17 protein-coding genes are annotated in these 24,446 nt (G+C 65.0%); 6 read left to right on the top strand and 11 right to left on the bottom strand.

From position 1 onward, the window contains the following. Positions 1-73: 73 nt before the first annotated feature. Positions 74-901: a ParB/RepB/Spo0J family partition protein gene (locus BJY26_RS04430; protein WP_308191259.1), complete on the top strand. Its 828-nt coding sequence runs from the start codon at positions 74-76 to the stop codon at positions 899-901. A gap of 7 nt (positions 902-908) precedes the next feature. Here the strand turns inward: BJY26_RS04430 and BJY26_RS04425 are convergent, their stop codons facing one another. The 8 genes from BJY26_RS04425 to BJY26_RS04390 form a co-directional block, all read right to left on the bottom strand. Further along, positions 909-2,105, bottom strand: a complete 1,197-nt coding sequence (locus BJY26_RS04425; RefSeq protein WP_179426035.1) for an aminotransferase-like domain-containing protein — start codon at positions 2,103-2,105, stop codon at positions 909-911. 229 nt (positions 2,106-2,334) lie between these two features. Beyond that, the gene (locus BJY26_RS04420) at positions 2,335-3,486 is read right to left on the bottom strand and encodes an N-acetylmuramoyl-L-alanine amidase (RefSeq protein WP_179426033.1); all 1,152 of its coding nucleotides are present in this window, start codon (positions 3,484-3,486) and stop codon (positions 2,335-2,337) included. A 71-nt stretch (positions 3,487-3,557) separates the two neighbouring features. Then, entirely contained in the window at positions 3,558-3,878 is a 321-nt protein-coding gene (gene trxA / locus BJY26_RS04415) for a thioredoxin (protein WP_179426031.1), read from the bottom strand. A gap of 34 nt (positions 3,879-3,912) precedes the next feature. Beyond that, positions 3,913-4,863: a thioredoxin-disulfide reductase gene (trxB, locus tag BJY26_RS04410; RefSeq protein WP_179426029.1), complete on the bottom strand. Its 951-nt coding sequence runs from the start codon at positions 4,861-4,863 to the stop codon at positions 3,913-3,915. A gap of 82 nt (positions 4,864-4,945) precedes the next feature. Continuing rightward, positions 4,946-7,399: a hypothetical protein gene (locus BJY26_RS04405; RefSeq protein WP_179426028.1), complete on the bottom strand. Its 2,454-nt coding sequence runs from the start codon at positions 7,397-7,399 to the stop codon at positions 4,946-4,948. Positions 7,400-7,463: 64 nt separating this feature from the next. Then, on the bottom strand, positions 7,464-9,095 hold the full coding sequence (gene murJ / locus BJY26_RS04400) for a murein biosynthesis integral membrane protein MurJ (protein WP_179426027.1): 1,632 nt from the start codon (positions 9,093-9,095) through the stop codon (positions 7,464-7,466). Beyond that, positions 9,092-11,623: a DUF6049 family protein gene (locus tag BJY26_RS04395; RefSeq protein ID WP_179426026.1), complete on the bottom strand. Its 2,532-nt coding sequence runs from the start codon at positions 11,621-11,623 to the stop codon at positions 9,092-9,094. The genes murJ and BJY26_RS04395 overlap by 4 nt, the downstream gene beginning before the upstream one ends. Beyond that, the gene (locus tag BJY26_RS04390; protein WP_179426025.1) at positions 11,620-12,096 is read right to left on the bottom strand and encodes an NUDIX hydrolase; all 477 of its coding nucleotides are present in this window, start codon (positions 12,094-12,096) and stop codon (positions 11,620-11,622) included. Before BJY26_RS04390 ends, BJY26_RS04395 begins: the two co-directional genes overlap by 4 nt. A 174-nt stretch (positions 12,097-12,270) precedes the next feature. Between BJY26_RS04390 and BJY26_RS04385 the strand changes: the two genes are divergently transcribed. After that, a complete protein-coding gene (locus BJY26_RS04385; RefSeq protein WP_218852592.1) occupies positions 12,271-13,668 on the top strand; it encodes a CCA tRNA nucleotidyltransferase in 1,398 nt (465 codons plus the stop codon). A 146-nt stretch (positions 13,669-13,814) separates the two neighbouring features. On the opposite strand, the gene BJY26_RS04380 is transcribed toward BJY26_RS04385, so the two are convergent. Next, entirely contained in the window at positions 13,815-14,819 is a 1,005-nt protein-coding gene (locus BJY26_RS04380) for a PDDEXK family nuclease (RefSeq protein ID WP_179426024.1), read from the bottom strand. Between the two features lie 324 nt (positions 14,820-15,143). Between BJY26_RS04380 and BJY26_RS04375 the strand changes: the two genes are divergently transcribed. Beyond that, positions 15,144-16,871: an AMP-binding protein gene (locus tag BJY26_RS04375; RefSeq protein WP_179426023.1), complete on the top strand. Its 1,728-nt coding sequence runs from the start codon at positions 15,144-15,146 to the stop codon at positions 16,869-16,871. On the opposite strand, the gene BJY26_RS04370 is transcribed toward BJY26_RS04375, so the two are convergent. After that, positions 16,868-18,619, bottom strand: a complete 1,752-nt coding sequence (locus BJY26_RS04370; RefSeq protein ID WP_179426022.1) for a pyruvate dehydrogenase — start codon at positions 18,617-18,619, stop codon at positions 16,868-16,870. The genes BJY26_RS04375 and BJY26_RS04370 overlap by 4 nt on opposite strands. Before the next feature lie 375 nt (positions 18,620-18,994). On the opposite strand from BJY26_RS04370, the gene BJY26_RS04365 reads away from it, so the two are divergent. Continuing rightward, positions 18,995-19,423 (top strand): NfeD family protein, encoded by a 429-nt coding sequence (locus BJY26_RS04365; RefSeq protein WP_237249037.1) that lies wholly within the window; start codon positions 18,995-18,997, stop codon positions 19,421-19,423. A gap of 72 nt (positions 19,424-19,495) precedes the next feature. Further along, complete coding sequence (locus BJY26_RS04360) at positions 19,496-20,782, top strand: SPFH domain-containing protein (RefSeq protein WP_179426020.1); 1,287 nt, start codon at positions 19,496-19,498, stop codon at positions 20,780-20,782. Positions 20,783-20,800: 18 nt separating this feature from the next. Here BJY26_RS04360 and BJY26_RS04355 read toward each other — a convergent pair whose 3' ends face one another. Next, positions 20,801-21,781 carry an NAD(P)H-dependent flavin oxidoreductase gene (locus BJY26_RS04355; RefSeq protein WP_179426018.1) on the bottom strand — a complete coding sequence of 327 codons (981 nt, stop codon included), beginning with the start codon at positions 21,779-21,781 and terminating at the stop codon, positions 20,801-20,803. Positions 21,782-22,213: 432 nt separating this feature from the next. Here BJY26_RS04355 and BJY26_RS04350 point away from each other — a divergent pair, with 432 nt between their 5' ends. Further along, a complete protein-coding gene (locus BJY26_RS04350; RefSeq protein ID WP_179426016.1) occupies positions 22,214-24,442 on the top strand; it encodes a transglycosylase domain-containing protein in 2,229 nt (742 codons plus the stop codon). Positions 24,443-24,446: the final 4 nt, after the last annotated feature.

Genomic DNA, 24,446 nt, shown 5'->3' with positions numbered 1-24,446 from the left:
CGATGCTCTTCGGGACGATAATGTTTCACGTGAAACCACAGCCGAAAGCGTTTCACGTGAAACATCGGAACTGATGGCCGTTCCCGGCGCTCAATTTGCCGAACTACCGGTGGATCGGATTGTCCCCAATCCAAAACAGCCGCGCACGGTGTTCGACGAGGACGAGCTCGCCGAACTCGTCCACTCGATTGGCGAGGTCGGAGTGCTGCAACCGGTGGTGGTGCGGACGAGCCCCGATTCGGATGGGGTGTACGAGCTCATCATGGGTGAGCGGCGCCTCCGCGCCGCGAAAGATGCCGGGCTCGACAGAATCCCGTCGATTATTCGGGAAACGGCGCAATCGGACATGCTTCGTGACGCGTTGTTGGAGAATCTGCACAGAAGCGAACTGAACCCGCTCGAAGAAGCAGCGGCCTATCGACAATTGATGGACGATTTCGCATGCACACAAGAAGAACTGTCGGCGAAGATCGGCCGATCGCGTCCGCAGATCAGTAATACACTGAGACTTTTGCGCTTGCCGCCTCTTGTCCAACGTCGGGTCGCTGCGGGCGTCCTCTCCCCGGGTCATGCCCGTGCGCTGTTGGGCTTGGATGACGGCGCGGCGATCGAAGTTCTTGCCCAGCGGATCGTTGCGGAGGGGCTATCGGTACGCGCGACCGAAGAGGAAGTACTGCTCGCGTCCGGCGGTGCCGATAAGCCCAAGCGGAATCGAGCGCGTGCCGGCGGACGCAACCCGGAACTGGACGATCTGGCCGGCAGGCTGGGAGATCGCTTGGACACGCGCGTGCAAATCAATTTGGGCGCCAAAAAGGGAAAATTGAGCGTGGACTTCGCTAGTGTCGATGATTTGAATCGTATACTTACCGCATTGAAGCTCGACGACGTCTATCGCGGCTGATGAGCCGTCATTCGTGACGGACAACTCCGGCTAAGCGTTCGATGCCGGCGCGGATATTTTCCGGCGTGGGGCTGCTGTAGGAAAGGCGGATGTTCGAGTGTCCGCGCCCGTCGGCGTAAAAGCCGGTTCCGGGCGTGTACACGACGTGAGCAGCCATGGCTTCGGCCAACATGCCCTTGGAATCGATGCCGTCCGGGAGTGTCAACCACGTGAAAAACCCGCCCGCCGGCCTGTTGACTCTCACTTCGGGGAGATAGTCGGCGAGTGCAAGCATCATCGCGTCGCGTTTGTCGCGGTAAATCTCCCGGAAGGCTTTCACTTGACGTGTCAGGTTGTTTCCGGCCAGGTACGACGAAACGGTGAGTTGGCTGTACATGCTTGGCGAAAGGACGCTGGATTCGCTGGCGCAAATGAGCTTTTCCAGCACGGGCGGCGGCGCTGCGGCCCATCCCATCCGCAGGCCCGCCGAGAAGATCTTGGAAAACGAGCCCAGGTAGACGACACCATCCGGGTTGAGCTCTTTCAGTGCCGGCAAGGGATCGGTGTCAAATGAAATCAACCCATACGGGTTGTCTTCTACAATCATGACGCCAAACCGGTCGGCAATGCGAACAATTTCTCGGCGACGAGCGCCGGCGAGGGTGCTGCCCGATGGGTTTTGAAAGTTCGGAATCACGTAGAGCAGTTTTGGAGTGCGGCGCGTGGCCTGCAGGGACGCGAGTGTGGCGGCAAGCAGGTCCGGAACAATGCCGTCGGCATCTTGATCGACGTGGACGACGTCGGCCTCATAGGCTCGGAATGTGGCGAGTGCACCGACGTAACTGGGAGCCTCGGCGATGATGACGTCTCCGGGGTCGATGAACACTTTGCAGACGAGGTCAAGAGCCTGCTGAGACCCGGTGGTGACGATGATTTCGTCGGGCGAGGCGCTGATGCCCTCCTCGGCCATGACCACCGGGATTTGTTCGCGAAGCTCGGGCGCTCCTTGGCCGGTGCCGTATTGCAGGGCTTCGGCGCCGCGCGTGGCGACGACGTGGCGCGTGAGTTCGGCGATTTCTTCAAGGGCAAGCGCACCGACGTCGGGTGAACCTCCGGCGAGATTGACGTACGCAGGATCCGAAGCGACCGAAAAGAGGCTTCGAACCTCGGAACTGACGAGCCCCGACGCCCGCGACGCGAACCTATCCGCCCATGTGTGCTGCACCAATGTCCCCTTGTTTCTTGCAAGTGTGTGGTTCGGCCGATTGCGGCGCCGAATCACTTCGACATTAGTCGGCTCCGGGGTGCCGAAACGAATTCCAAAAGGTTCGAATTGCGCGCCAAATATCGGCTTGCCATTGAATGACTACCGGAGTTGACCATTTTTCGAGCGTGGCTGGATGAGAAAAAACATCCGAGCTCTTGGGTGGGGCCAGCAAGGAGGGGAGATCGGGTTACGGGCGGTAGTTCAACACGTCGTCAATCTTGAGGGTGCCGGTGGTGTGGTCGTCCTCTTCGGGAAGATACAAACGCTGAATGCCTATCAAAATCGCCTCGGCCATCGTGTCCCGAAACGCCGGATCGGCCAAACGGCGCGAGTCGCCGGGATTAGTGAGGTATCCCGTGCTGATTTGAACGGCCGGCATGCGCACGGTGCGCAACACTTCCCAGGTGCGCGGATGGGAGCGGCAGTCCAAGAGGTCCGTTCGAGCCACCACCTCACGTTGAATGAAATCGGCGAGCGCATGTCCAACCGGTGAAACATCGGACGAATGATGGGCGCGTCCATAGTAGAAAGTGGCAAAGCCCGATGCCGTCGGGTTCGGATGCGAATCGGCTCGAATCGATAAAAACATGTCGGCGTCGATGCGGTTGGCGACCTCGCCGTCGGATGAGCCGGATTCCCCGGCCGTGAATGTGGTCATCACCGAGGCCACGCCGACCGCCGTGAGCCGGCCTTCGAGGCGCCGCGCAATATCGGACGTCACGTCGATCTCGACGAGACCGCTGCCGGTGCGTTCGTCCAGTCCGCCCACTTCAATGGCGACGACCCGGCCCGCTAATGACTTGCCGGAACTGGCCACGCGGGCGCGCTCGTGCAACGCGAACGGATTCCCGCCGGTCACGGCGCGGCCGAGCCGCGACACGCCGCGAAGCGTCTCCGGCCCGCACACGCCGTCCGGGTCGAGGCCGAGATCGCGTTGAAGTTCGCGGAGGGCGGCGTCGGTTTGCGCCCCAAAGGCGCCGTCGATCTGTCCGTCCAGCATGCCAAGGCTCTGCAGGCGCGTTTGGAGCGTGCGGACGTCGTCCCCGACCAGTTCATGAGCCGGCACGAATCGCACGATGCGGTCCCCCAGACGCCAGTGGGCACTCTCGAGGCCCCCCATCGTCTGGGGCCCGACGATTCCGTCGACGAGCAGCCCGCGATCTTGTTGGAAGGCGCGGACGGCCGCATCGATGTGATCGTCAAAGTTTTCGGGGTCGGCGACATCAGCGGGCGCGATGCCCGGAAATGTCGACCCGGCACGGATCAGCTGTTCCCGGATGGCCGGCAAAATCGCGCTACGGTCGCCCCGGCACAACTGCGGATGGTTGATTCCGCTCACCCCTTACTGTCACGGGTTGCCGGGCAGGCCGTCGAATGGCGGCCGCCCGGCAACAAGCGTAGGGGAAAAGCTTAGGACAGGTAGTCGCTGAGCTGACTCAGCAGGTCCGGCTTCGGGCGTGCGCCGATGATCGACTTCACGTGTTGACCCTTGTCGAAGACGAACATGGCCGGGATCGACGTGATGCCGTATTTGGCCGAACTTTGCGGATTCTCATCGGTGTTGAGCTTGACGACCTTGAGCTTGTCGGCGTTTTCGGCGCCGATTTCATCCACGATGGGCCCGACTTGGCGGCACGGACCGCACCATTCCGCCCAGAAGTCGACAAGTACCGGCTTATCGGAATTCAAGACGACATCGTCGAACGTGGCGTCGGTGACTTTTTCAGACATGTGATTCTCCTTCGAGTTTCTTTGCGGTGGCGTCTTAAATCGACGCCAGGTAGTGTTCGGCGTCCAGTGCTGCGGAACAGCCGGAACCGGCCGCCGTGACGGCTTGCCGATACACCGGATCGATCACGTCACCGGCCGCAAAGACGCCGGGGACGCCGGTGCGGGAGCTGCGACCCTCGACGGCCAGGTAGCCGTCCGGCCGGATCGTGAGCTGGTCGGCGAACAGATCGACACGCGGATCGGAGCCGACTGCGATGAAGAGGCCGGTCGCATCGATTTGCTGGTGTTCGCCGGTGCGGGTGTTGTTGATCACGAGGCCTTCGACCTTGTTCTCGCCGAGGATTTCGGAAACCTCCGAGTCGAACAGGAACTTGATCTTGTCATTGCTTCGGGCCCTGTCGGCCATGATTTGGGAGGCTCGCAATTCGTCGCGGCGGTGCACGATGGTGACCGTCGCCGCGAACTTGGTCAGGAACGTCGCTTCTTCCATTGCCGAGTCGCCGCCGCCCACGACGACGATGTCCTGATCCTTGAAGAAGAATCCGTCGCACGTCGCGCACCAGCTGATGCCGAAGCCGGACAAGGCGTCTTCCCGGGGAATTCCGAGTTTGCGGTAGGCCGATCCGGTGGCCAGGATGACCGTGCGGGCGCGCACCAACTGGCCGTTACCCGTGGTGAGGGTCTTGACGTCGTCGGTCAATTCCATCGACGTGACATCGTCATACACGATCTCGGCGCCAAACTTCTCGGCTTGTGCCCGCATGTCCTCCATGAGGTCCGGACCCATGACGCCGGTGGGGAACCCGGGGTAGTTTTCCACCTCGGTGGTGTTCATCAGCTCGCCGCCGGCCGTGACCGATCCGGCTATGACGAGCGGGTTCAAATTTGCGCGCGCCGTGTAGACACCGGCCGTGTAGCCGGCCGGGCCGGAACCGACGATGACGACATCGCGGATCACCTCGGCGCTGGATGCGGGTTCGCTCAATTGGTCCTCATTTCTGTCCTCGTCAAGGCTCAACCGAAAACCGGGCAGTAATGTTCCCGGCCGGCTCGGGTCGGTCAAGCCCTTACGAGATGTCGATATTGCTGACTTCGGCTCGGTAACCGGACGACCCGCGAGGCAACTGGGTGAACCAGATCACCACGTGAGACGCCTTGGCGGGCTTCTTCAACTTCACGGTCGTCACACCGTCCTTGGTGGTTCCGGATCCGACTTCGGTGGACCCGTCATATTTGCCGTCGTCGGACGTCCGGACTTCGAAGTCTCCGCCGGCGGCGGGGGCCGTGAGCTTCACGGCGTGCACCGTCGACTTCTTGTCCAGCGTGATGTCGAATCCCACCCCGGACTTCAGATTGCCGAACTTCGAGGTCGAATACGTTTCCGAGATCCACGCGCTCGAGGCCGAACCGTCGATGAGATTCTTGGCCAGCTCATTGTGCTCTTCTCCGTCGCCTTCGGGATCCAGCGACGTCGCATCGGTGAGCTTGATCGGTGTGGGCTTCGGCTTGGAGGTCTTGCTGGGCGTCGTGGTCGGCGTCGTGCTGGGAGTGCCGCTGGCGGACGGCGAGGGCGACTCGGACGGCGAGGGCGCCGCACCGGCCGACGTCTTGTCGTCGCCAATGGACGATAGCGTCGTCAACGCGATGATCAGCCCCACCACGACGATTGCCGCGATGACGATGACAGCGAGCCGATTGCCCAGCCGGCCGGAAAGAGTGGCCCCTGCTGCCTGGGTGCGGCGCGGCGAGCGCGGTGGATGCTGGGACGCCGCTGCCCCCGTCCCGGCCGCGGCTCCGGCACCCGCGGCAGTTCCGGCTGCGGCGCGTTCGTCGGTGCCGTGATCGCGGTTGTCACGGCGTTCGGTGACGACGGGGAATTGGGCGGTTCCCCGGTGGTATCCGCTTTCGCCGCGATCCGGCTGTTGGGGGGAAGCCTCGGAACCGGGTGAACCGGCGGGCTCGGAGGGCGCCGGCGACGTCGCGCCGGCGACCGGCGGAATAACTGTCGTCGGCTGGTCCTCGGCCGGCTGGTCCTTGGCCGGGAGTTGCTGCCTAGCCTCGGGTTGATCGGCTGGCTCATCACCATGTCGTCCGCCGGTGTTCGCCGCCTTGTCCGCGGCCTCGTGCGGTGACGACGTCGGGGCCGACGGTTGCCGCCGCTCGGCCGGCGGTTCCGGGTCGTGCCCGGGAGACGGTAGGACGGCATTGCCCGCCAGCGGGAACCGGGATGCCCCGCGCATGGCAATTGCTTCGCGGATCTCCGGATCGAGCTTGTCGGTATCGTTGGTGGACGGCTTGCCGGCCGAAGCGCCGGTACTGCCTTGCCGATTCGAGTGGGCACGCCGACTGCGGTGGGCATCCGACTGGGCGTCCGACTCGGCGTCCGACCTCTTGGCACCATGCGTGCGGGCGGCGCCCGCTGCGGCCGCTCCCGCTGCCCCGGCGGCGGCACCCGCTGCTGCGCCCCCGGCCAACCCGGCCGATCCTCCGGTATTCGAGGCCGGAGGAGTGGCGCCGGCGGCGTTCGATTCGTCGGCGGCCCGATTGGCGGAAGCGGGTCCGGACGCCGTCGCGGCAGGCGATTCCGTGGTCGATGCACCGGCGCGGCCGGCCTGATCTGCGCCCGGGCGAGACTGTTCGGCGCCGGGGTACGAGGCCCGCGGCCGCAGTCCCCCCGATAGTGCGCTGACTGCCTTGGCCTTGGCGTACTTCGCGCGGTCTACGCGGTCGCCGAGCGCCGACAATGCCGACTTCTCCCACGGCCCGAGATACTTCGAGACCTCCTTGGGGGTGCGCGGTCCGTCGTCGTTGCCGGAGAACACCGCTGCGGCAAGGGAGTCCAGATCGTTGGGAACTCCCGACACCACTTCGGCCGGCGGGGCAATTGCGCCGCCGCGCGTCTCGGCAGGTTGAAGCCTGTCGACGCCGTCGGTATCGGGCCAGCGCGCCGTCAACGCGGCATAAAGCAGCGACACGAGGCCGAGCGCGTCGGCGTGGCTGGCCTCACCGGCACCCGGCACCTCGCTTCCGGCCGCTGCCACGTCGATGGCCACGCCCGTCAAATGCACTCCGCCGGAACCGTCGATGCCGAGCATGGACGGCGTCAGGCGCGTGTGGTGGAGCCCGCGCGCGTCCGCCGCCGCAAGGGCTTCCGAAGCCTCGCCAATGACGGCGCGTGCTTGGTCCGGGCGCAACGGGCCGGATCGGAGCAATTCGGAGAGCGGGAACGTATCGGGGTGTTCGGTGATGACGTACACCAGGTCGCCATCGACACCGACGTCCAGAATCCGCGGCACCCGCTCATCGGCCAAAAGAGCGGCACGGCGCGCCGCATCCAACAGATCCGGGCCGCTTCCTCCGGCGATTGCGAACAACATCACCTGGCGGCCCAGGATCTCGTCGTCCGCCAGGCACGTGGTGCCCGGGGCCGGGGAATCGGCGATCCATTCGGCCGGCCGTGACGACACCTTGTACCGGTTGCCGATGACCGCACCCTGCGTGACGCCGCTCAGCGCGACCACCTCCGACTTTTCCTTGAGCGCAACAAAAATTCCGGGTCGAGAATATCGAGACCGTACCGTAAGCCTAACGAACCGACCGGCGGAATCTCCCAAGCACAAGGCCGATTAGGTCACGAATCTCACGCACATTGAAGACGAGACACATGAAAAAGTAAACCGCCGTCATGGGAATGCCCACGATGATTGCCGCAGTGAACGCTTCGAGCCGGCCGGACCAGGCGAAGCCGTGCACCAAGTACAGTATTGCGGCGCCGACCACGGCCGAGACTATTGCGGCCGCGGCCAGTCGCACGTGCGTGCGGAGCGTGCGCTCTCCGTCGATCCCGCCCAGCAGGCTGCGGGCCTTGGCGGCCGCGATGACGGCGCCAACCAGGTTGCCGACCGACATGGACACGCCAATGCCGACGACCACCCACTGGTCGGGCAGCATGCTCGAGGCAAGGACGCCCGCAGTTGTGACGAGAATTGTCCAGATTTGCACGAAGAAGGGCGTGCGAGCGTCCTCGTACGCGTAAAACACGCGGCTGAGCAGGTACGACGCGCTGAACGGCACGATTCCCACGATCATTGCCACTATCACCTTGCCGACGGCGGCGCCTTGAGAGGCGGCACCGCCGGTCAGGGTGAAGCCGATTTGGCCGCCGATGACCACGATGGCGGCCGTGGCGAAAATCGTCATGACTCCGACGGTGCGCAGCCCGACGGATAAATTGGCGCGCACACTTGCCGTGTCGCCGTCCGCGGCGTGTGCGGACATCGCGGTGAACAACGCCGTCGAAATGGACACCGTCGCCAGCCCGTGCGGCAGCATGAACACGAGATACCCGTACGAATACGCCGAGTTGGACGCATCGCTTTGGCCGACGCCGGCCGCGACGTTGGAAATGACGGCAAACCCCACCTGCGCGACGATCAACCGGGCCATCGACCACGACGCGACGCGGGACGCCGTCCCGAGACCGACTCCGCGCCAGCCGAACCGCGGGGTGAACCCGAACCCGTCGCGGCGCAGCGGCCAAATCAAGATCAGCGCCTGTGCGACGACGCCCAGCGTGGCGGTGCCGGCCAATACGGCGATCTTGGCCGAATCCCAGTCGTGGATGCCGTGCTGGCCGTGGCTGCCCGGGCCGAACAGGATGATGAACGTGACGAGGCCGGCGATGGCTACGACGTTGTTGACGACCGGCGCCCACATGTACGGTCCGAACGACCCGCGGGCGTTGAGCACCTGACCGAGCAGCGTGTACAGGCCGTAAAAGAAGACTTGCGGCAGGCACCAGTACGCGAACGCCGTGGCCAGTGCCGTCTGGTCCGGCGTCCACGAGCCCGAGCCGACCGACGTGTACACCCAGACCATGGCGGCGCTGCACGCCGTCAGCACCAGCGTGATGATCAACAACGCGCCGATGGCAAGGGTGAGCAGACGGTCGGTGTAATCGCGTCCGCCGTCCGGCCGTTTCGATGCCCTGACGACCTGCGGGACCAGGACGGCGTTCATGACACCGCCGCCGATGAGCATATAGAGGGTGTTGGGGATCTTGTTGGCGACGTCGAACGCGTTGGCCGGGCCGAACGTGACGCCGATGGCGGTGGCCAGCACCATGATCTTCACGAGGCCGAGAACCCGCGAGACCAGGGAGCCGGCACCCATGATCGCCGAAGCGCGTCCGAACCGGGCGGTCGCCGGAGCCGTCATTCGTGTTTTCCTCGTTGATCGCGTCCGTGCCTGGCGCGGACGGTGTCCGGGTCGTGGCGGTCGCCGCGGCGGTCGCCGGAGAGCTCGCTGCGGATCACCGGCATATCGCCCGTTTCCAGCCGCGAGTTGACAAGCGTCTCGGCAGCGGCCAGGTCGTCGCCCGTGACTGTGATGCGGCCGCGGCGGAACGTCCGGACAATGCCGAAGATGAAGATCACTGCCACAATAGCGCCAATGATGGCGGTGCCGATATTTTCCCAGTCGGCGCGCACCCGCACGGTGCGGGTGGTGGATGCCCCGACTTGATGCCCGCCGGTCGATTCGATGCTGACTTCGACCTGAACGTCGGCGTTGGCAAGACCCTTGACCGGCACCTCGACGCGGGAGCCGCGGTGTGCCGGCACTGTCACCGGTTTCGAGGTGCCGCCTTGCAACTGCGGCGTCTCCGGGTTCATCCGGACGACGACGTGCGCCGCCTTGTCGAAGTTGTTCTGCACCTGCACGGCGAGTTTCGCCTTGTCCCCGGTCACGAGCAGGACCGGCGATCCCTTCACCACCGCCACGCTTTGAATATCCGACGCGATGCGGTGCACGACGTCGGTCACCTGCGCCTTCCAGCCGTCCCGGCCGTGCCATTTGGCCGACGCCAGCCCGACAAGTTCCCGGTCGAGGTGATCGCGGGCCACCTTCGGATGCGCCAGGATCGCACTGAACTCGTCGAACTCGCGGCGGGACTCGACGAGCCGGTTGAGGGTTGCGGCGCTCAGCGCGCCGCCGGCGGCCTCGGCAGTGAATGTCTCGGTGGTGTCCGGTTTCTCGGCCATCAGCTTCTTCAGGCTGGTGGTCGTCATCCACGGAATCGAGTCGAGCCTGTCGAACAGCTGGCGCAGCGACGCCCCGTCCGGCGTGAAGTTCCGCGGCGCCGCCATCAGCACGGTGCGCGGATCGCTGGGCCGCTCGTGCGTGATGGTGGCCGTTTCGGCGATGATTCGGGCAATGTCCTGGCCTTTGCTGACGGGCGAGAGCGTCACGCCGTCGGAGTCGTCCGCCACCGGCTCTTGCACGGGCCCGTCGCGACCGAGACTGGCCAGGAGGCTCGACAGCGTTGCATCCGCCGTCACGGTGCCGAGGCCCGACTGGTCCGCCGGCAACTTGCCGCGTGCGGTCGGCGTGTAACCGACGTCGAACCGTTGTTGCGTGCTCGATAGGAGCACGTTCGTGTAGCCGACCTTTTTCAGGGCGCGCAGCGACTTCTCGTGTGCCGTGTCGAACACCGGCCACGCCGTCGATGTGATGGCGCGCGGAAAGGCATCGGTCACGAGGTCGGATTTGTTTTTGGCGGGGCCGAGCAGACCGGCCAGCTTGGACTTCGTCAGCGCCTGCAGATCCGGATCGGCCCACGGCAGCGCCACGACGGTGCGGCGCTGTCCCGCGGCAAGGAATTTTTTGTACCAGTCGGCCAGCTCCGAATCGGCCTCCGGCGATTCGGTCGGTGTCGGGCTGGACGTCGGAGTGCCCGTCGGGCTCACGGGCTTCGGGTTCAGCCGGGTCTTGATCGACTTGATGAGCGCGGGATCCACCGCCCAGGAAATGGCGGGATTGTCCGCGCCGTCCAGCAGGGCCAGGAGCTTGCCGTCGCCGGTGACGGCGTCGTCCAGATCCTTGGCAGTGGCCAGGCCGTCGTCGTCCGTCCGGCGCGGCCCGCTGATCGGGATGAGCGTGCTGATGCGGCTGGGTTTCAGGTGGGGATGCGGATACCAGGTGACGAAGCTGGGCGCCGTCGTGGTGAGACCATCCTTCGTCCCGTCGTCCGCCGTGAGTTCAACCGCGATGCCTCGCGCCCCCCAATTGGAGTCGGGGTTCAGGGTGGTGAATCCGAGATCGGACGCCTTGACCGAAAAGGTGAAGCCGGTGGAATCGCCCGGAGCGATGGACGTCGACAATGCGGCGGTCTTTGCGGCCGACACGCTGCCGCCGGCGGTGCCGCCGTCGCCGGTGCTGTTGCCCTTGCTGCTGCGTTTACCCGAGGCGTCGGCGTTTTCGGTCGACAATTCGGCCGCCAGCTGGTCGGCGTGCGGATTCGACGCCCATCGTTGCAGCTCATCGCGCGAGGACAGCGCCGTGCGTTGATACTCCAGGCGCAGCCGCGAATGAGTGAGCGCATGGTCGGAGCCGTTGACGATGCGCCCCTTGACGGTGAGAGTGCCGTGCGGGGTGAGCTTTGGCGTGACCGAGTCGATTTCGACGTATCCGGTGTCGGCAACCGGCTCGGTGTCCTGGCCGCTGCCATCGGGCGGCTCGGAAGTCGGACCCTCGCCCGGGGTCTTCGACGGCACTGTCGGGCCGGCCGTCGGGCTGTTCGAGTCAAGTGTCGGAGTATCCGACGGACCCGGCGAGGTGGCGGACGGCGACGAGCCCGACCCGTCGTCCGGCGCGGCGAAAGCGGGCATCGGCAAGCCGACGAGGCCAATGGCGGCGGCGGCCGCCGTCCCGGCCAGCGCAAGCCGGGGACGCTTCCGGCGCCTCACGCCTGCCCCGCGATAGCGGCGTATGCAAGTCGAGCGATGCGCCGTTCATTGGGAAACGACAAGCGAGCCGGCAGTTCGACGATCGGTACCCACGCAGCTTCCACGGCTTCATGATCGGGGTCGTTTTCCACCGTGATGGTGCCGCCGCGGGCGCGCAGCAGGTAGTGGTGCACCATCTTGTGGATGCGCTGACCGCCGGCCGCAAACCAATATTCGACGTCGCCGAGCCGCCCGACGATATCGCCCAGGATGCCGGTCTCCTCGTGTATTTCGCGAATCGCCGCCTGCTCCTCGGTCTCACCGGCTTCCAAATGTCCCTTTGGCAGGCACCATTCCAGGCGACCGCCGCGATTGAGACGTCCAATCACCGCGACCGGGTAGCCGCGCGCATCGAAGTCTACGACCATGCCACCGGCGGAGGTTTCTTCCACCGTCGGGATGCGTGGGGCGGGCCCCGGCTTTGGCAATGGCATCCCTTTACTCTAATGGCCGAGCCTGGACGGATGTCGAACGCTCACCGGCGCCAGTAAAATGTCGCCTGTAGTTTGTCCGAACTTGTCAACGACGCCGCCAGGCCGTGCAATCGCCGGCGCGAGGAGCCCATTATCACCGAAGACACGACTGCCGTTCATGCGGCAAAGAAACGCTTGACCGACAGGCTCGCCGCTTTGGACCCGGTCATCGGAGACCTCGGTCGCCGCTTTGCAGGCGCCGGATACGAGCTGGCACTGGTCGGCGGATCGGTGCGGGACGCTTTTTTAGGCAGGCCGACGCCCGATCTGGACCTGACCACGAACGCCCGACCGGACGACGTCCTGCGCGTTATCGACGGGTGGGCGGATGCGCATTGGGAGATCGGGCGTGAATTCGGCACAATCGGGCTGCGGAAGAACGGCGAGATCCTCGAGATCACGACGTATCGGGCCGAAAAATATCAGGCGGACTCGCGTAAACCGGAGGTCGTCTTCGGCGACACGCTGGACGGCGATCTGACCAGGCGTGATTTCACGGTGGGCGCGATGGCCGTGCGGCTGCCGGAGTTGACGTTCGTCGATCCGTCCGGCGGTCTCGGCGACCTGGGCGCCGGAGTGCTGCGGACGCCGGGCCTTGCCGCCGATTCGTTCTCGGACGATCCGCTGCGGATGCTGCGCGCGGCCCGGTTCGTCTCGCAGCTCGGGTTCGGCGTCCACCCCTCGGTGGGTGCGGCAATGACCGACATGGCCGCGCGGATCGAGATCGTCTCGGCGGAGCGGGTACAAGCCGAACTCGTCAAGCTGATGTGCGGCAAGGATCCGCGTGCCGGGATCGAACTGCTCGTCGACACGGGCCTGGCCGACTACGTACTGCCGGAGGTTGCGGCGCTCGTGCGCGAACGGGACGAACATCACCGGCACAAGGATGTGTATCAGCACACGCTCACGGTGCTCGAGCAGGCGATCGACCTCGAGGGACCGGACACGGTGGAGGGACCGGACTTCATCGTCCGATTCGCCGCCTTGATGCACGACGTCGGCAAGCCGGCGACGCGCCGGTTCGAGCCGGGCGGCCGGGTGAGCTTTCATCACCACGACGTGGTCGGCGCCAAACTGACTGCCAAGCGGATGAAACAGCTGCGGTTCGACAAGGACACCACCAAGGCGGTGGCGCGGCTGGTCGAGCTGCACTTGCGGTTCTTCGGGTACGGCGACGCCGGGTGGACCGATTCGGCCGTGCGCCGGTACGTCACCGACGCCGGGCCGCTGCTGGGCCGGCTGCACATCCTGATCCGATCGGATGTCACGACGCGCAACCGCCGCAAGGCCGACCGACTGGCCCACGCGTACGACGACCTGGAGCGCCGCATTGGTGAGTTGCGCGAGAAAGAAGAGATGGACGCCGTCCGGCCCGATCTGGACGGCCGCTCGATCATGACGATCCTCGACATACCGCCGGGCCCCGCAGTCGGTCAGGCGTACCGGTTCCTGCTCGATCTGCGGATGGAGAATGGACCGCTCGGCCGCGACGAGGCCGAAAGGCGGCTCAAGGAGTGGTGGGCCTCCCGCTGACCCCGCCGAGTGGTGGCGAACGGCTGTCCCCTCCCGCCGAGTGGTGGCGAACGGCTGCAAAATCGCCGATTTTGCAGCCATTCGCCACCACTCGGTCCGGAAAGCCGGGGCGGGGCGGCGCGACGAAGGCGCAATCGGACCGGGCGCTACCGAATCCCGCGTTGTTGATCATGCACGAGAGCCGCCAACCGGTCGATGAATCGCGTCCATTGTTTCCCTTCGCGAAGCGTCAGGTCGGTCGCAAGCAGAACTCGCCACCCCAGGTCGATCAGTCCGTCGTTGCGCACCAGGTCGTGCTGCCACTGTTTTCGATCGACGCGGTGGTGGTCGCCGTCGTATTCGATGGCGATGCGCAGCGCGCGGTACTGGAGGTCCGGCTGCGCAATTCTGCCGCCCGTGGCGGGATCGAGAACGGGTACGTTGATCTCCGGTTCGGGAAAGCCCGCCTTGACGATGGCGAGTCGCAGCTCGGTCTCTTTGACGGAATCGGTGCCGGCGCGAATCAGTTCGGCCGCCTGGCGCAGATGCCGGACGCCGCGAATCGGCCGCAGCTGCCGGACGGCGTCCAGCAATTCCGCACTTGTGCAGAAGCTGAACCGCAAGCTGATCAGGGCATCGCCGACCGCGACCAGGTCGTCCACCGGCAACCCCTGCGCTGCCAAGTCGACCCAGGTACGCAGCGGCGTGGTGATCCGGACGCCGTCCGGCAGCGGGTGTGTGGCGGGCGCCGTGAGCTGTTCGATCCCGGTGCGGCCGCCATCGAAATTCGATGGAGCGATGACCGGTGTCGCCAAGGTCATGCTGTCGTCGGCCGATAACGTCGACCGGTGCGCAATCGTGCCGGGCAGCTGTGCGCGTGTCTTCGCTTGGGGTGCCTTGTCGGTGTCGGTCGTGAGGTGCAATCCACCGCCCGGCCGTACCGGCAACCCCAGCAATTCGGCCGCGGTGGAATGGCTGATGACGGCATCCGGGCGCTGCAATTGCGCAAGAGAGGCGCGAACGAACGTGTCCTCGGCGTTTTCGGCTTTGATGCGAACGCCGCGCCAGGGCTTCTTGTAGCGGCTCGAGCGCATCATGGCCCGCGACAGCCCGTGACTGCGGCCGTCCTCGACGGTGAAGGCGATCGGCGTCTCAATGGGTTGACGATTCATGCTTGTGATTGAAGTCCGAAGTGTCTCTCGCCTCTACCCCCTGTGGATAACTCGGTACTCCGGGGGCTGTGGGCGTGGCCTGTGGACGAGAGTTCGGGCCGGCCCGCTGCCCCTGCCGAGTGGTGGCGAACGGCTGCCCCGGTTCGCCGAGTGGTGGCGAACGGCTGTCCCGGTTCGCCGAGTGGTGGCGAATGGCTGCGAAATCGCCGATTTCGCAGCCATTCGCCACCACTCGGTGCGGGGACAACGGGGATAAACCACTGGCCGCCATTTGATGGCGCGCGTGCGAGAATGCAAGAGTTATCCATCTCGACGAGGAGAACCATGAGTGTGACCGACCAGTTTCGAGCAGCTCGCGACCGCTTGGTGGCGAACAAAGAGAACTACGCAGCCGCAGTGGCCGACTTCGAATGGCCGCAGTTCGACGAATTCAACTTCGCCCTGGATTGGTTCGATGCCGTGGCGGTCGACAACGAGTCGCCGGCATTGTGGATAGTCGAGCAGGACGGAAGCGAGGAAAAGCGCAGTTTTGCCGAGCTGTCGGCTCGCTCGTCCCAGGTGGCCAATTGGTTCAGGTCCATTGGGATCGGCCGAGGCGACCGGGTCATCGTGATGCTCGGCAATCAGGTCGAACTGTGGGAAACCATGTTGGCGTGCACCAAGCTCGGCGCCGTCATGATCCCAACCACCACCATGTTGAACACCAACGATCTCGATGATCGGGTTCACCGCGGCGGCGCCAAATTTGTGGTGGTCGGCGTCGCCGATTCGCCGAAGCTGGACGGCGTGAACCGCGACTTTGCGCGCATTGTGGTCGGCGGCGCCGACGGGGCGTCCGGCACGGACGGCGCACGTGTCCACGACTATGCGGACGCCGACGGCGCGCCGGTCGAATTCGCCCCCGACGGCCCGACGAAGGCCTCCGACACGCTCCTGCTGTACTTCACGTCCGGAACCACGGCGCAAGCCAAGCTCGTCGAACACACGCATGTGTCGTACCCGGTGGGGCACCTGTCCACGATGTATTGGATCGGGCTCGAACCCGGCGACGTGCATTTGAATGTGGCGTCTCCGGGCTGGGCCAAGCACGCATGGTCGAACTTCTTTGCGCCGTGGATCGCCGAATCGTGCGTGTCTTTGTACAACTACACCCGGTTCGATGCCGGCGCGCTGATGGCGCAAATGGACAGAGCGGGTGTGACCAGTTTTTGTGCGCCTCCGACGGTGTGGCGGATGTTGATCCAGGCCGACCTGTCCCAGCTGCCCACCCCTCCGACAAAGGCAGTGGGCGCCGGCGAGCCGCTCAACCCCGAAGTCATCGACAGGGTGAAGGCCGCATGGGGCGTGACGATCCGCGACGGATTCGGCCAGACCGAGACGACAGTGCAGATTGCCAATTCACTCGGCAATCCGGTGAAGCCGGGATCGATGGGGCTACCCATGCCCGGCTACACGGTGGCGTTGATCGACCCGGCAACCGGCGAGATCGGCGATCATGGCGAGATTTGTCTGGACCTGTCCAAACGGCCGCTCGGTCTGATGACCGGTTATCACGATGCGCCCGAACTGACGGCCACGGCCATGCGCGACGGCTTCTACCACACCGGCGATGTGGCCGAACGCGACGAGAACGGCTACATCACCTACGTCGGCCGCGCCGATGACGTGTTCAAGTCGTCCGATTACCGGCTCTCGCCGTTCGAGCTGGAAAGCGCGCTGATCGAACACGACGCCGTCGCCGAAGCGGCAGTCGTGCCGTCCCCGGACCCGCTGCGTCTGTCGGTGCCGAAGGCCTACGTCGTGTTGGCATCCGGGTACGAGCCCACCGCCGAGACCGCCAAGGACATTCTGGCGTTTGCCCGAGAACATTTGGCGCCCTACAAGCGAATCCGCCGCCTGGAGTTCGCCGAACTGCCGAAAACAATCTCCGGCAAGATTCGGCGCGTCGAACTGCGGACGCGCGAAAATGATTTGCACCCGGGAGCCGGGGAGTCGCCGGTCGGCGAGGGACGGGAATTCGCCGATAGCGACTTCCCCGACCTGAAGGGTTAGTTGCGCGGAATATTGCGCAGGTTCGACTTGGCCATCTTCATGGCCTCGCCGGCCCCGCCACCGAGCACCAACTTACTGACGCCCGCGGCGAATCCCATGATTTGATCCGGCGTGATCTTGGTCGGCACCGACAAGGCCATCGGATCGGTGACGAAGTCCACGAGCGCCGGGCCGTCGTGCTCGAGCGCAGCGGTGAGCGCTGCTTCGACGTCGCCGGGCTGCTCGACGCGCTGCGAGTGCATACCGAGTGCCGTGCCCAGAGCCGAATAGTCGACGCCCGGCACGTCCACGCCGAAGTCGGGCAGTCCGGCCACGAGCATTTCGGCCTTGACCATTCCGAGTGTCGAGTTGTTGAACACCAGGATCTTCACCGGCAACTTGTACATGCCCACCGTGAGGAGCTCGCCCATCAGCATGCCGAGGCCGCCATCGCCGCTCATCGAGACGATCTGCCGGTTCGGGTCGGTCAGCTGGGCGCCGATGGCCTGGGGTAGGGCGTTGGCCATCGACCCGTGCGTGAACGAGCCGAGCGTGCGACGCCGTCCGGTCGGGTTGATGTAACGGGCTCCCCAGACCGTTGTCATGCCGGTGTCCATGGTGAAGACGGCGTCGTCATCGGCCAGATCGTCAAGGATCGAAGCGATGTATTCGGGATGGATCGGGACGAGGTCCTGGACGTTCTTGGTGTACGCGCCGACGGACTTGGTCATCAACTCGTCATGGCGTTTCAGCATCTTCTTCAGGTAGGACTTATTGCGCTTGTCCTTGACCATCGGATCCAGCGCGGCCAGCGTCGACAAGACGTCTCCGTGTACTGCCAGGTCGATCGGCGTGCGCCAGCCGAGCCGCTCGGCCGCGATGTCGACCTGCACGGTTGTGACGTCGTCCGGAAGGAATTGCTCGTAGGGAAAGTCGGTGCCGAGCAGAATCAACAGATCGGCGTCGTGGATCCCGGCATGTGCCGCGCCGTACCCCAGCAGGCCGGTCATGCCCACGTCGTTCGGATTGTCGTACTGGATGAAATCCTTACCGCGCAGCGAGTGGCCGATCGGGGCGCCGACCTTGTCGGCGAAGGCGAGTACTTCGTCGTGGGCGCCCGCCACGCCGATGCCGGCAAAGATCGCGACCTTTTTGGACTTGTTGATCAGTTCGGCGAATTTCTTTACTGTTTCGTCGTCCGGGGTCACGCTCGGCGCGGCAGGCCGGGTGTACTGCGGCGCCCGGCCTACCGCCTCCTTCTCGGCCAGATCGCCCGGCAACGTCACGACCGCCACGCCGGAACGGCCCTGCGCGATCTGGAGGGCGTGGTGAACGACGCGCGGTGCTTGCTGGGCCGTGGAGATGTGCTCGTTGTACCAGGAGCATTCGTTGAACAGCCTGATCGGATGCGTTTCCTGGAAATAGTTCGAGCCGACCTCGATGCTCGGAATGTCCGCGGCGATCGCGATCACGGGCGCGCTCGATCGCTGCGCGTCGTACAAGCCGTTGATCAAGTGGAGGTTGCCCGGTCCGCACGATCCCGCACATGCCGTGACGGTGCCGGTCAGCTGTGCCTCGGCCGCCGCCGCGAACGCCGCGGCTTCCTCATGGCGCGTATGCACCCAGTCGATGCCGCCCTTCGCCGAACCGCCGCTTCGCCGAACGGCGTCGACGACCGGGTTCAGGCTGTCGCCCACGATGCCGTAAATGCGTTTGACGCCCGCCGCGCTGAGCTGAGCGACAAGCTGATCTGCGACTGTCTCTGCCATGCCGAGCACTCTCCTTAAAAGACAAACGTTCGAGACCAGTCAACACCCTTCCCTCGTCAATCCCTGCAAAGAGGGCGCCGACGGCGTTCAGCGGCCGGGCACGGCAGTGACACCCGCCGAGTGGTGGCCAATGGCGGCAAAACCGGCCGCCCGATGACCATTGGCCGCCACTCGGGGCGGGGCGACGACCATTGGCCGCCACTCGGGGCGGGAACCGATCCGCCGGCCGGTGACAGCGGGGAAATTGTTTCGGTCCCATGACGAATATCGGCGTTCGGCCCAAGAGTGCACGTATTTCGGGCATGATGGAGGAAAGGGACGGAAAATTCGATTGGAGGTCTCACGGCATTGGGTTGGCTCGCCGAAAATCCGTGGTTGATCTGGCTGGTGATCACGCTGGCATTGGCCGGCATCGAGATCGTCAGTCTGGATCTGCTCTTCGGCATGCTTGCGGTCGGAGCCGTCGCCGGACTTGCCACGTCGTTCACGCCGGCCGGGGCGGCCGTCCAGGTCGTGGTGGCCGCGATCGTCGGCCTGCTGATGATCTTCCTCGTCCGCCCGGTGGCGATCCGACACCTTCGGAAAGGACCGCCGGGACGCCGTACCAACGTCGACGCCCTGCTGGGGGCCAGCGCCCTGGCGCTCGAGGCGGTCGATTCGTCGAGCGGGCTCGTCAAGATCGGCGGTGACGTCTGGACGGCGCGCACCATGGACGCCGATACTGTCATCCAAGCCGGCGAGAACGTGTCGGTTGCCTTGATCGACGGCGCGACGGCGGTCGTGACACGAGATGAAGTCGTCTAAGAACTTACCGGGCGGACAACGTCCGCGGAATCGAGCGAGCGGACGACGTCCGCCGAATTTGGGGGAGCGAGAATGGATAACGCCGGCGGCTGGATAGTCGCGCTCATCATATTGATCTTCGTGATCATCGTCTTGTCACGCAGCGTCAGGATTGTCCCGCAGGCCCGCGCAGGAGTCGTCGAACGGCTCGGCCGCTACCAGAAGACGTTGAACCCCGGCCTGGCCTTGTTGATCCCGTTCGTTGACCGGATCCGGCCGCTCATCGATTTGCGCGAGCAGGTCGTGTCGTTCCCGCCGCAGCCGGTCATCACCGAGGACAACCTGGTCGTATCGATCGACACCGTCGTGTACTTTCAGGTCACCGACGCCCGAGCAGCGACGTATGAGATCGCCAACTACATCCAGGCCGTCGAGCAGCTGACCACCACGACGCTTCGTAACGTGGTCGGCGGACTGAACCTGGAACAAGCGCTCACCTCGCGCGACCAGATTAACGGCCAGCTGCGCGGAGTGCTCGACGAAGCCACCGGCAAATGGGGCATCCGGGTCTCGCGCGTCGAGCTGAAGGCCATTGATCCGCCGCTGTCGATCCAGGACTCGATGGAAAAGCAGATGCGCGCCGAGCGCGACCGCCGCGCCGTGATTTTGACGGCCGAAGGCACCAAGCAGTCGCAGATCCTCACGGCCGAGGGCGAACGCCAATCGTCGATTCTGCAGGCCGAAGGCGCCGCGAAATCGGCGGTTCTCGAGGCCGAAGGCGCCGCCAAGGCATCGGTCTTGCGCGCCGACGGCGAATCGGCGGCCATCATGAAGGTGTTCAACGCCATTCACGAAGGCAAGCCCGACCAGAAATTGCTGGCCTACCAGTACCTGCAAACACTGCCCAAGATCGCCGAAGGCACGTCCAACAAGCTATGGGTCATTCCCAGCGAAGTCGGCGAGGCGCTGAAGGGGATCGGCGGAGCGCTGGGCAATACGACTCCGGACGACGGTGGGTCGGCAGGTCTGATGCCGCCGGCGACCCGGGACGACGACTCGGCCGGCAGTCAGGACTCGGGACCGGTGGGCGCGCCCGATACGAAGTCGACGTTGGAGGCTTTGAATCAGGACGCCGCAAACGCGTTCGGCGATGTGAGCACTGCCGAAAAAGAACAGGGCCGCGCCGGAACCAAGCTGGAGGACATTCTCAACGTTCCGATCGACAAGATCGTTGAAGAAGCCGAGTCCGAGGCGACGGCGGCCGGTCAGGTCGCGGGCGATGAAGCCGCAGGCGAGCAGGCCGCAGAGCCGGTCATCGACGATGCGCCCGAACCGCCGGCAGATCCGCCGGCGCCGAAGCAGCCGCCGCAAGGCGACTGATACTGCGGTGATCGCGTCCTAGAACCGTCGGCCGAGCAGCGCTTCGGCGTCGGTCGCCATCCGTGCGACGACGTCGGCGGCCGGCGCGCCGTCGCTGAGCATTCCGACGCCTTGGCCGGCGTAGAGCCCGGCGGCGTCCGGATTGCCGGCCCGGTTCGCGGCGCGGACAAGATCGCCGGCATGTCCGTCGTGCGCCAACTCATCCAGCCGGCCGTCCCATTCGTCGATGAACCGGTTGTGGATGGCCCGGCCGCCCCACCGGTGCGGCCACGGCGTGCCCATTGCGGTATCGAATGCGCGCGTGTACACGGTCTCCTCGGCCTCGGCGGCGAACAAGCGTTCGCGAAGCCCGTCCGGAATATCGGCTTCGGGGCTGCCGAGCAGCGCGGTGCCGACGACGGCTCCCTCCGCGCCGGCCGCCAGCACTGCGGCGAGTCCGCGTCCGGTCGCGATTCCGCCGGCGGCCAGCACCGGGATGGAGGCACGATCGAGCACTTGCTGCAGCAGCGGCAACGTGCCGATGACGCCGGTGTGGCCGCCGGCGTCCGTGCCTTGCGCGACGACGAAGTCCACGCCGGCGTCCTCGGCCAGTCGCAGATCGGCCGGCGTGTTGACTTGCGACATCACGAGTGCGCCGGCGTCGTGCACATCGTCGACGTACGGTGCCGGATCGCCAAAGGACAGCGACACGACGGCGGGCCGTTCGGCCAAGACCGCATCGAACAGCGTGCGGTCGCGGTCGATCGACCAGGTCATCAGCCCGACGCCGAAGCGCTCGCCGTCACCCGCGTCGCCTTGAGTCGCGTCGTCCGGCGTCGATGCGCGCGCCGCGTTCTCGCGCAGCCATGCCGGTGTTGCGGCGGAGCCGGCACCGATCATGCCGAGCCCGCCGCCGGATGTGACGGCGCGTGCCAGCCGGCCTCCGGAGCGGTTCGCCATCGGGGCGCCAATGATCGGCGCGCGCAAATTCAGGGTCCGGGTCAGCCAGGTGGAAAGCATCGCGACGGGTCCTTCCTGACCTGCGAATCGCGGGCGATCCGACGGGCCGAGTGGTGAAATTCACCACGATAGTTCAGCGATTGTTAGGCGATTGACAAGATTGGCTTCTATCCTAGACTTCAACCGCATCACGCAATTGATGCCGATCATAGCCCCACCGCCGTCAGCCCCGGCCGTCAGCCCGCGAGCCCAGTCCGCATGGCCGATGGCAGGCCAGCAGACAATGCCGCATCACGGCACGGGCAGTGGATCCGGGATGCGGACGGCCGATATTCCAGACCTCGAGGGGCAAATTTGAGCAAGCGACGACCGAGAGCGCCGAAACGCAAAGCGCCGGCGAATTCTCAGCCGCGGGCGCGCTCCACCGCGTCGTCCGGCGCCGCCTCGCGGAAGAACCTGTTCAAGTATCCCCGGCCGGGCCGCAGGGGAGTCATGCGGTGGCTCCCGTCGTTGCGTCTCGTGTTGCTGATCATCCTTGGAATTGCGTTGATCGGCGGCATCACATTCGTGGTCGGATACGTCACGACGGATATTCCGCCGGCCAATGCGGCCGCGCGGGAGCAGACGACTATCGTCTACTACGCCGATGGGAAGACCGAGCTCGGGCGCTTTTCGGATATCGATCGGGAGAGCGTGAAGATCGGCGGCATTTCGAAACCCATGCAGCACGCAGTGGTTTCGGCCGAGGACCAGTCGTTCTATGAAAACCGCGGCATCTCGTTCAAAGGCATCGGCCGCGCGGTGGTCGGCGTCGTCAGCGGCAACTATGCCGGCGGCGGGTCGACAATCACGCAGCAATACGTGAAGAACTTCTATCTGAACGACAAGCACACGTTCAGCCGCAAGATCAAGGAAATGTTCATTGCGCTGAAGATCGATCAGCAGCAAAGCAAGGACGCGATCCTCGCCCACTATCTCAATACCATTTACCTCGGCCGGGGCAATTACGGAGTCGAGACCGCGGCACAGGATTATTTCCACGAGCCTGCGTCCAAATTGAACGTGGCGCAAAGTGCGATGCTTGCGGCAATGGTGCAACGGCCGGGCGCTGCGGACCCGGCGGACGATCCCGGCGAGTACAAGCCGCGTTTCAATTACGTCCTCGACAACATGGTCGAGGAGGGATACATCAGTCAGGCGCAGCGGGACAAGACCAAGTTCCCGCACGTGTACAAAGCCAAGCAGCACCAGAGCATGTACAAGGGCACGAAGGGGTACTTGCTGGACTACGTGCGCCGCGAGTTGAATTCAAAGGCCGGGATCTCGCACGACGAGCTGCGCCGCGGCGGCTACCGGATCGTGACGACGTTCAGTCAAAAGGCGATGAAGGCCGCCGATGACGCGGTCAGCGCGTTGCCGCAATATCAGCCGAGCGGCACCACCGTCGGGCTGACGTCCATCAACCCGAAGACCGGCGCGGTTGTGGCCATGTACGGCGGTAAGGACTATCTCGAGCGGCAAGTGAACGCGGCAACGGATGATCGCGTGCAGGCCGGATCGACCTTCAAGGCGTTTACGCTCGTGGCCGCGCTCAAATCGGGCGTCCGGCTGGACGATTACTACAACGGCAACAGCGGCATTTACGTCAAGGGCTTCCCCGAGGGCATTCACAACGATTCGGGGGAGAACTACGGCGAGATCAGCGTGCTGGACGCCACGGCACATTCGGTGAACACTGTGTTCGCGCAGATCAACACGCAAATCGGACCGCAAAAGACTGTGGATGCCGCGGTCAAGGCCGGGCTACCGAAGAAGACCGCCGGGCTCACTGCGAATCCCGCAAACGTGCTCGGCACGGCGAGTCCGCACAATATCGACATGGCGAGCGCGTACGCGACGTTCGCGGCGAACGGCGTGCGGCACGACCCGCATGTGGTGTCGTCGGTAACGAGCCCGAACGGCAATTCGATCTACAAACCGGATACCTCCGGGAAGAAGGTGTTCCAGCCGGCCCTCATGTCGCAAACGACGCATGCTCTCGAATCGGTGATCGACGAAGGCACCGGAACCGTGGCGCAGGGGTTGGATCGTCCGGCTGCGGGCAAGACCGGCACGACCGACAGCAGCAAGGCGGCCTGGTTCGTCGGATACACCCCGCAAATGGCGACTGCCGTATCGATGTTCCGGGTCGGTAAGCACGGCGCCGAGCTTCCGCTCGAAGGCTTCGGCAATTACAGCTACATCTATGGCGGCTCCTATCCGACGATCGTGTGGACCGACTACATGAAGAAGGCCCTCGCCGGTGAGCCTGTCGAACAGTTCCCGGGCCTGAAGGCGCTGCCGGACAAGACGCCCCCGGGTGGACACCAGACGAAGGAGTACACTCCGCCGCCGACGTCCGAATCGGACACCGAGGAGCCGAGTGAGCCGTCGTCGCCGCCGACGTCCGAATCGCCTACGTCGCCGCCGACGTCCGAATCGCCGACGGAATCCGAATCTCCCACGGAACAGCCGACCGAGCCGTCGAAGCCGCCGAGCCCGCCCGCAACGACGCACACGACCCCGTCGGACGACGGCGGGGGCACAGGACAGAACGACTCCGACGACTCCGACGGCAGTTCCTCCGACGAGGGTAACGAAGGCGGTAGTGGCCACGACGGTGGGCACGGCGTGAAGGATTTGGTGAATCCACCGGCACGCCCGCACGACACGGCGCCCTGACCAC

Origin of the sequence: Spelaeicoccus albus (genome assembly GCF_013409065.1) — a bacterium.
Taxonomy (GTDB): Bacteria; Actinomycetota; Actinomycetes; order Actinomycetales; family Brevibacteriaceae; genus Spelaeicoccus; species Spelaeicoccus albus.
The sequence above is the reverse complement of the archived record's forward strand: the minus strand, read 5'-3'. Positions and strand labels throughout refer to the sequence as shown.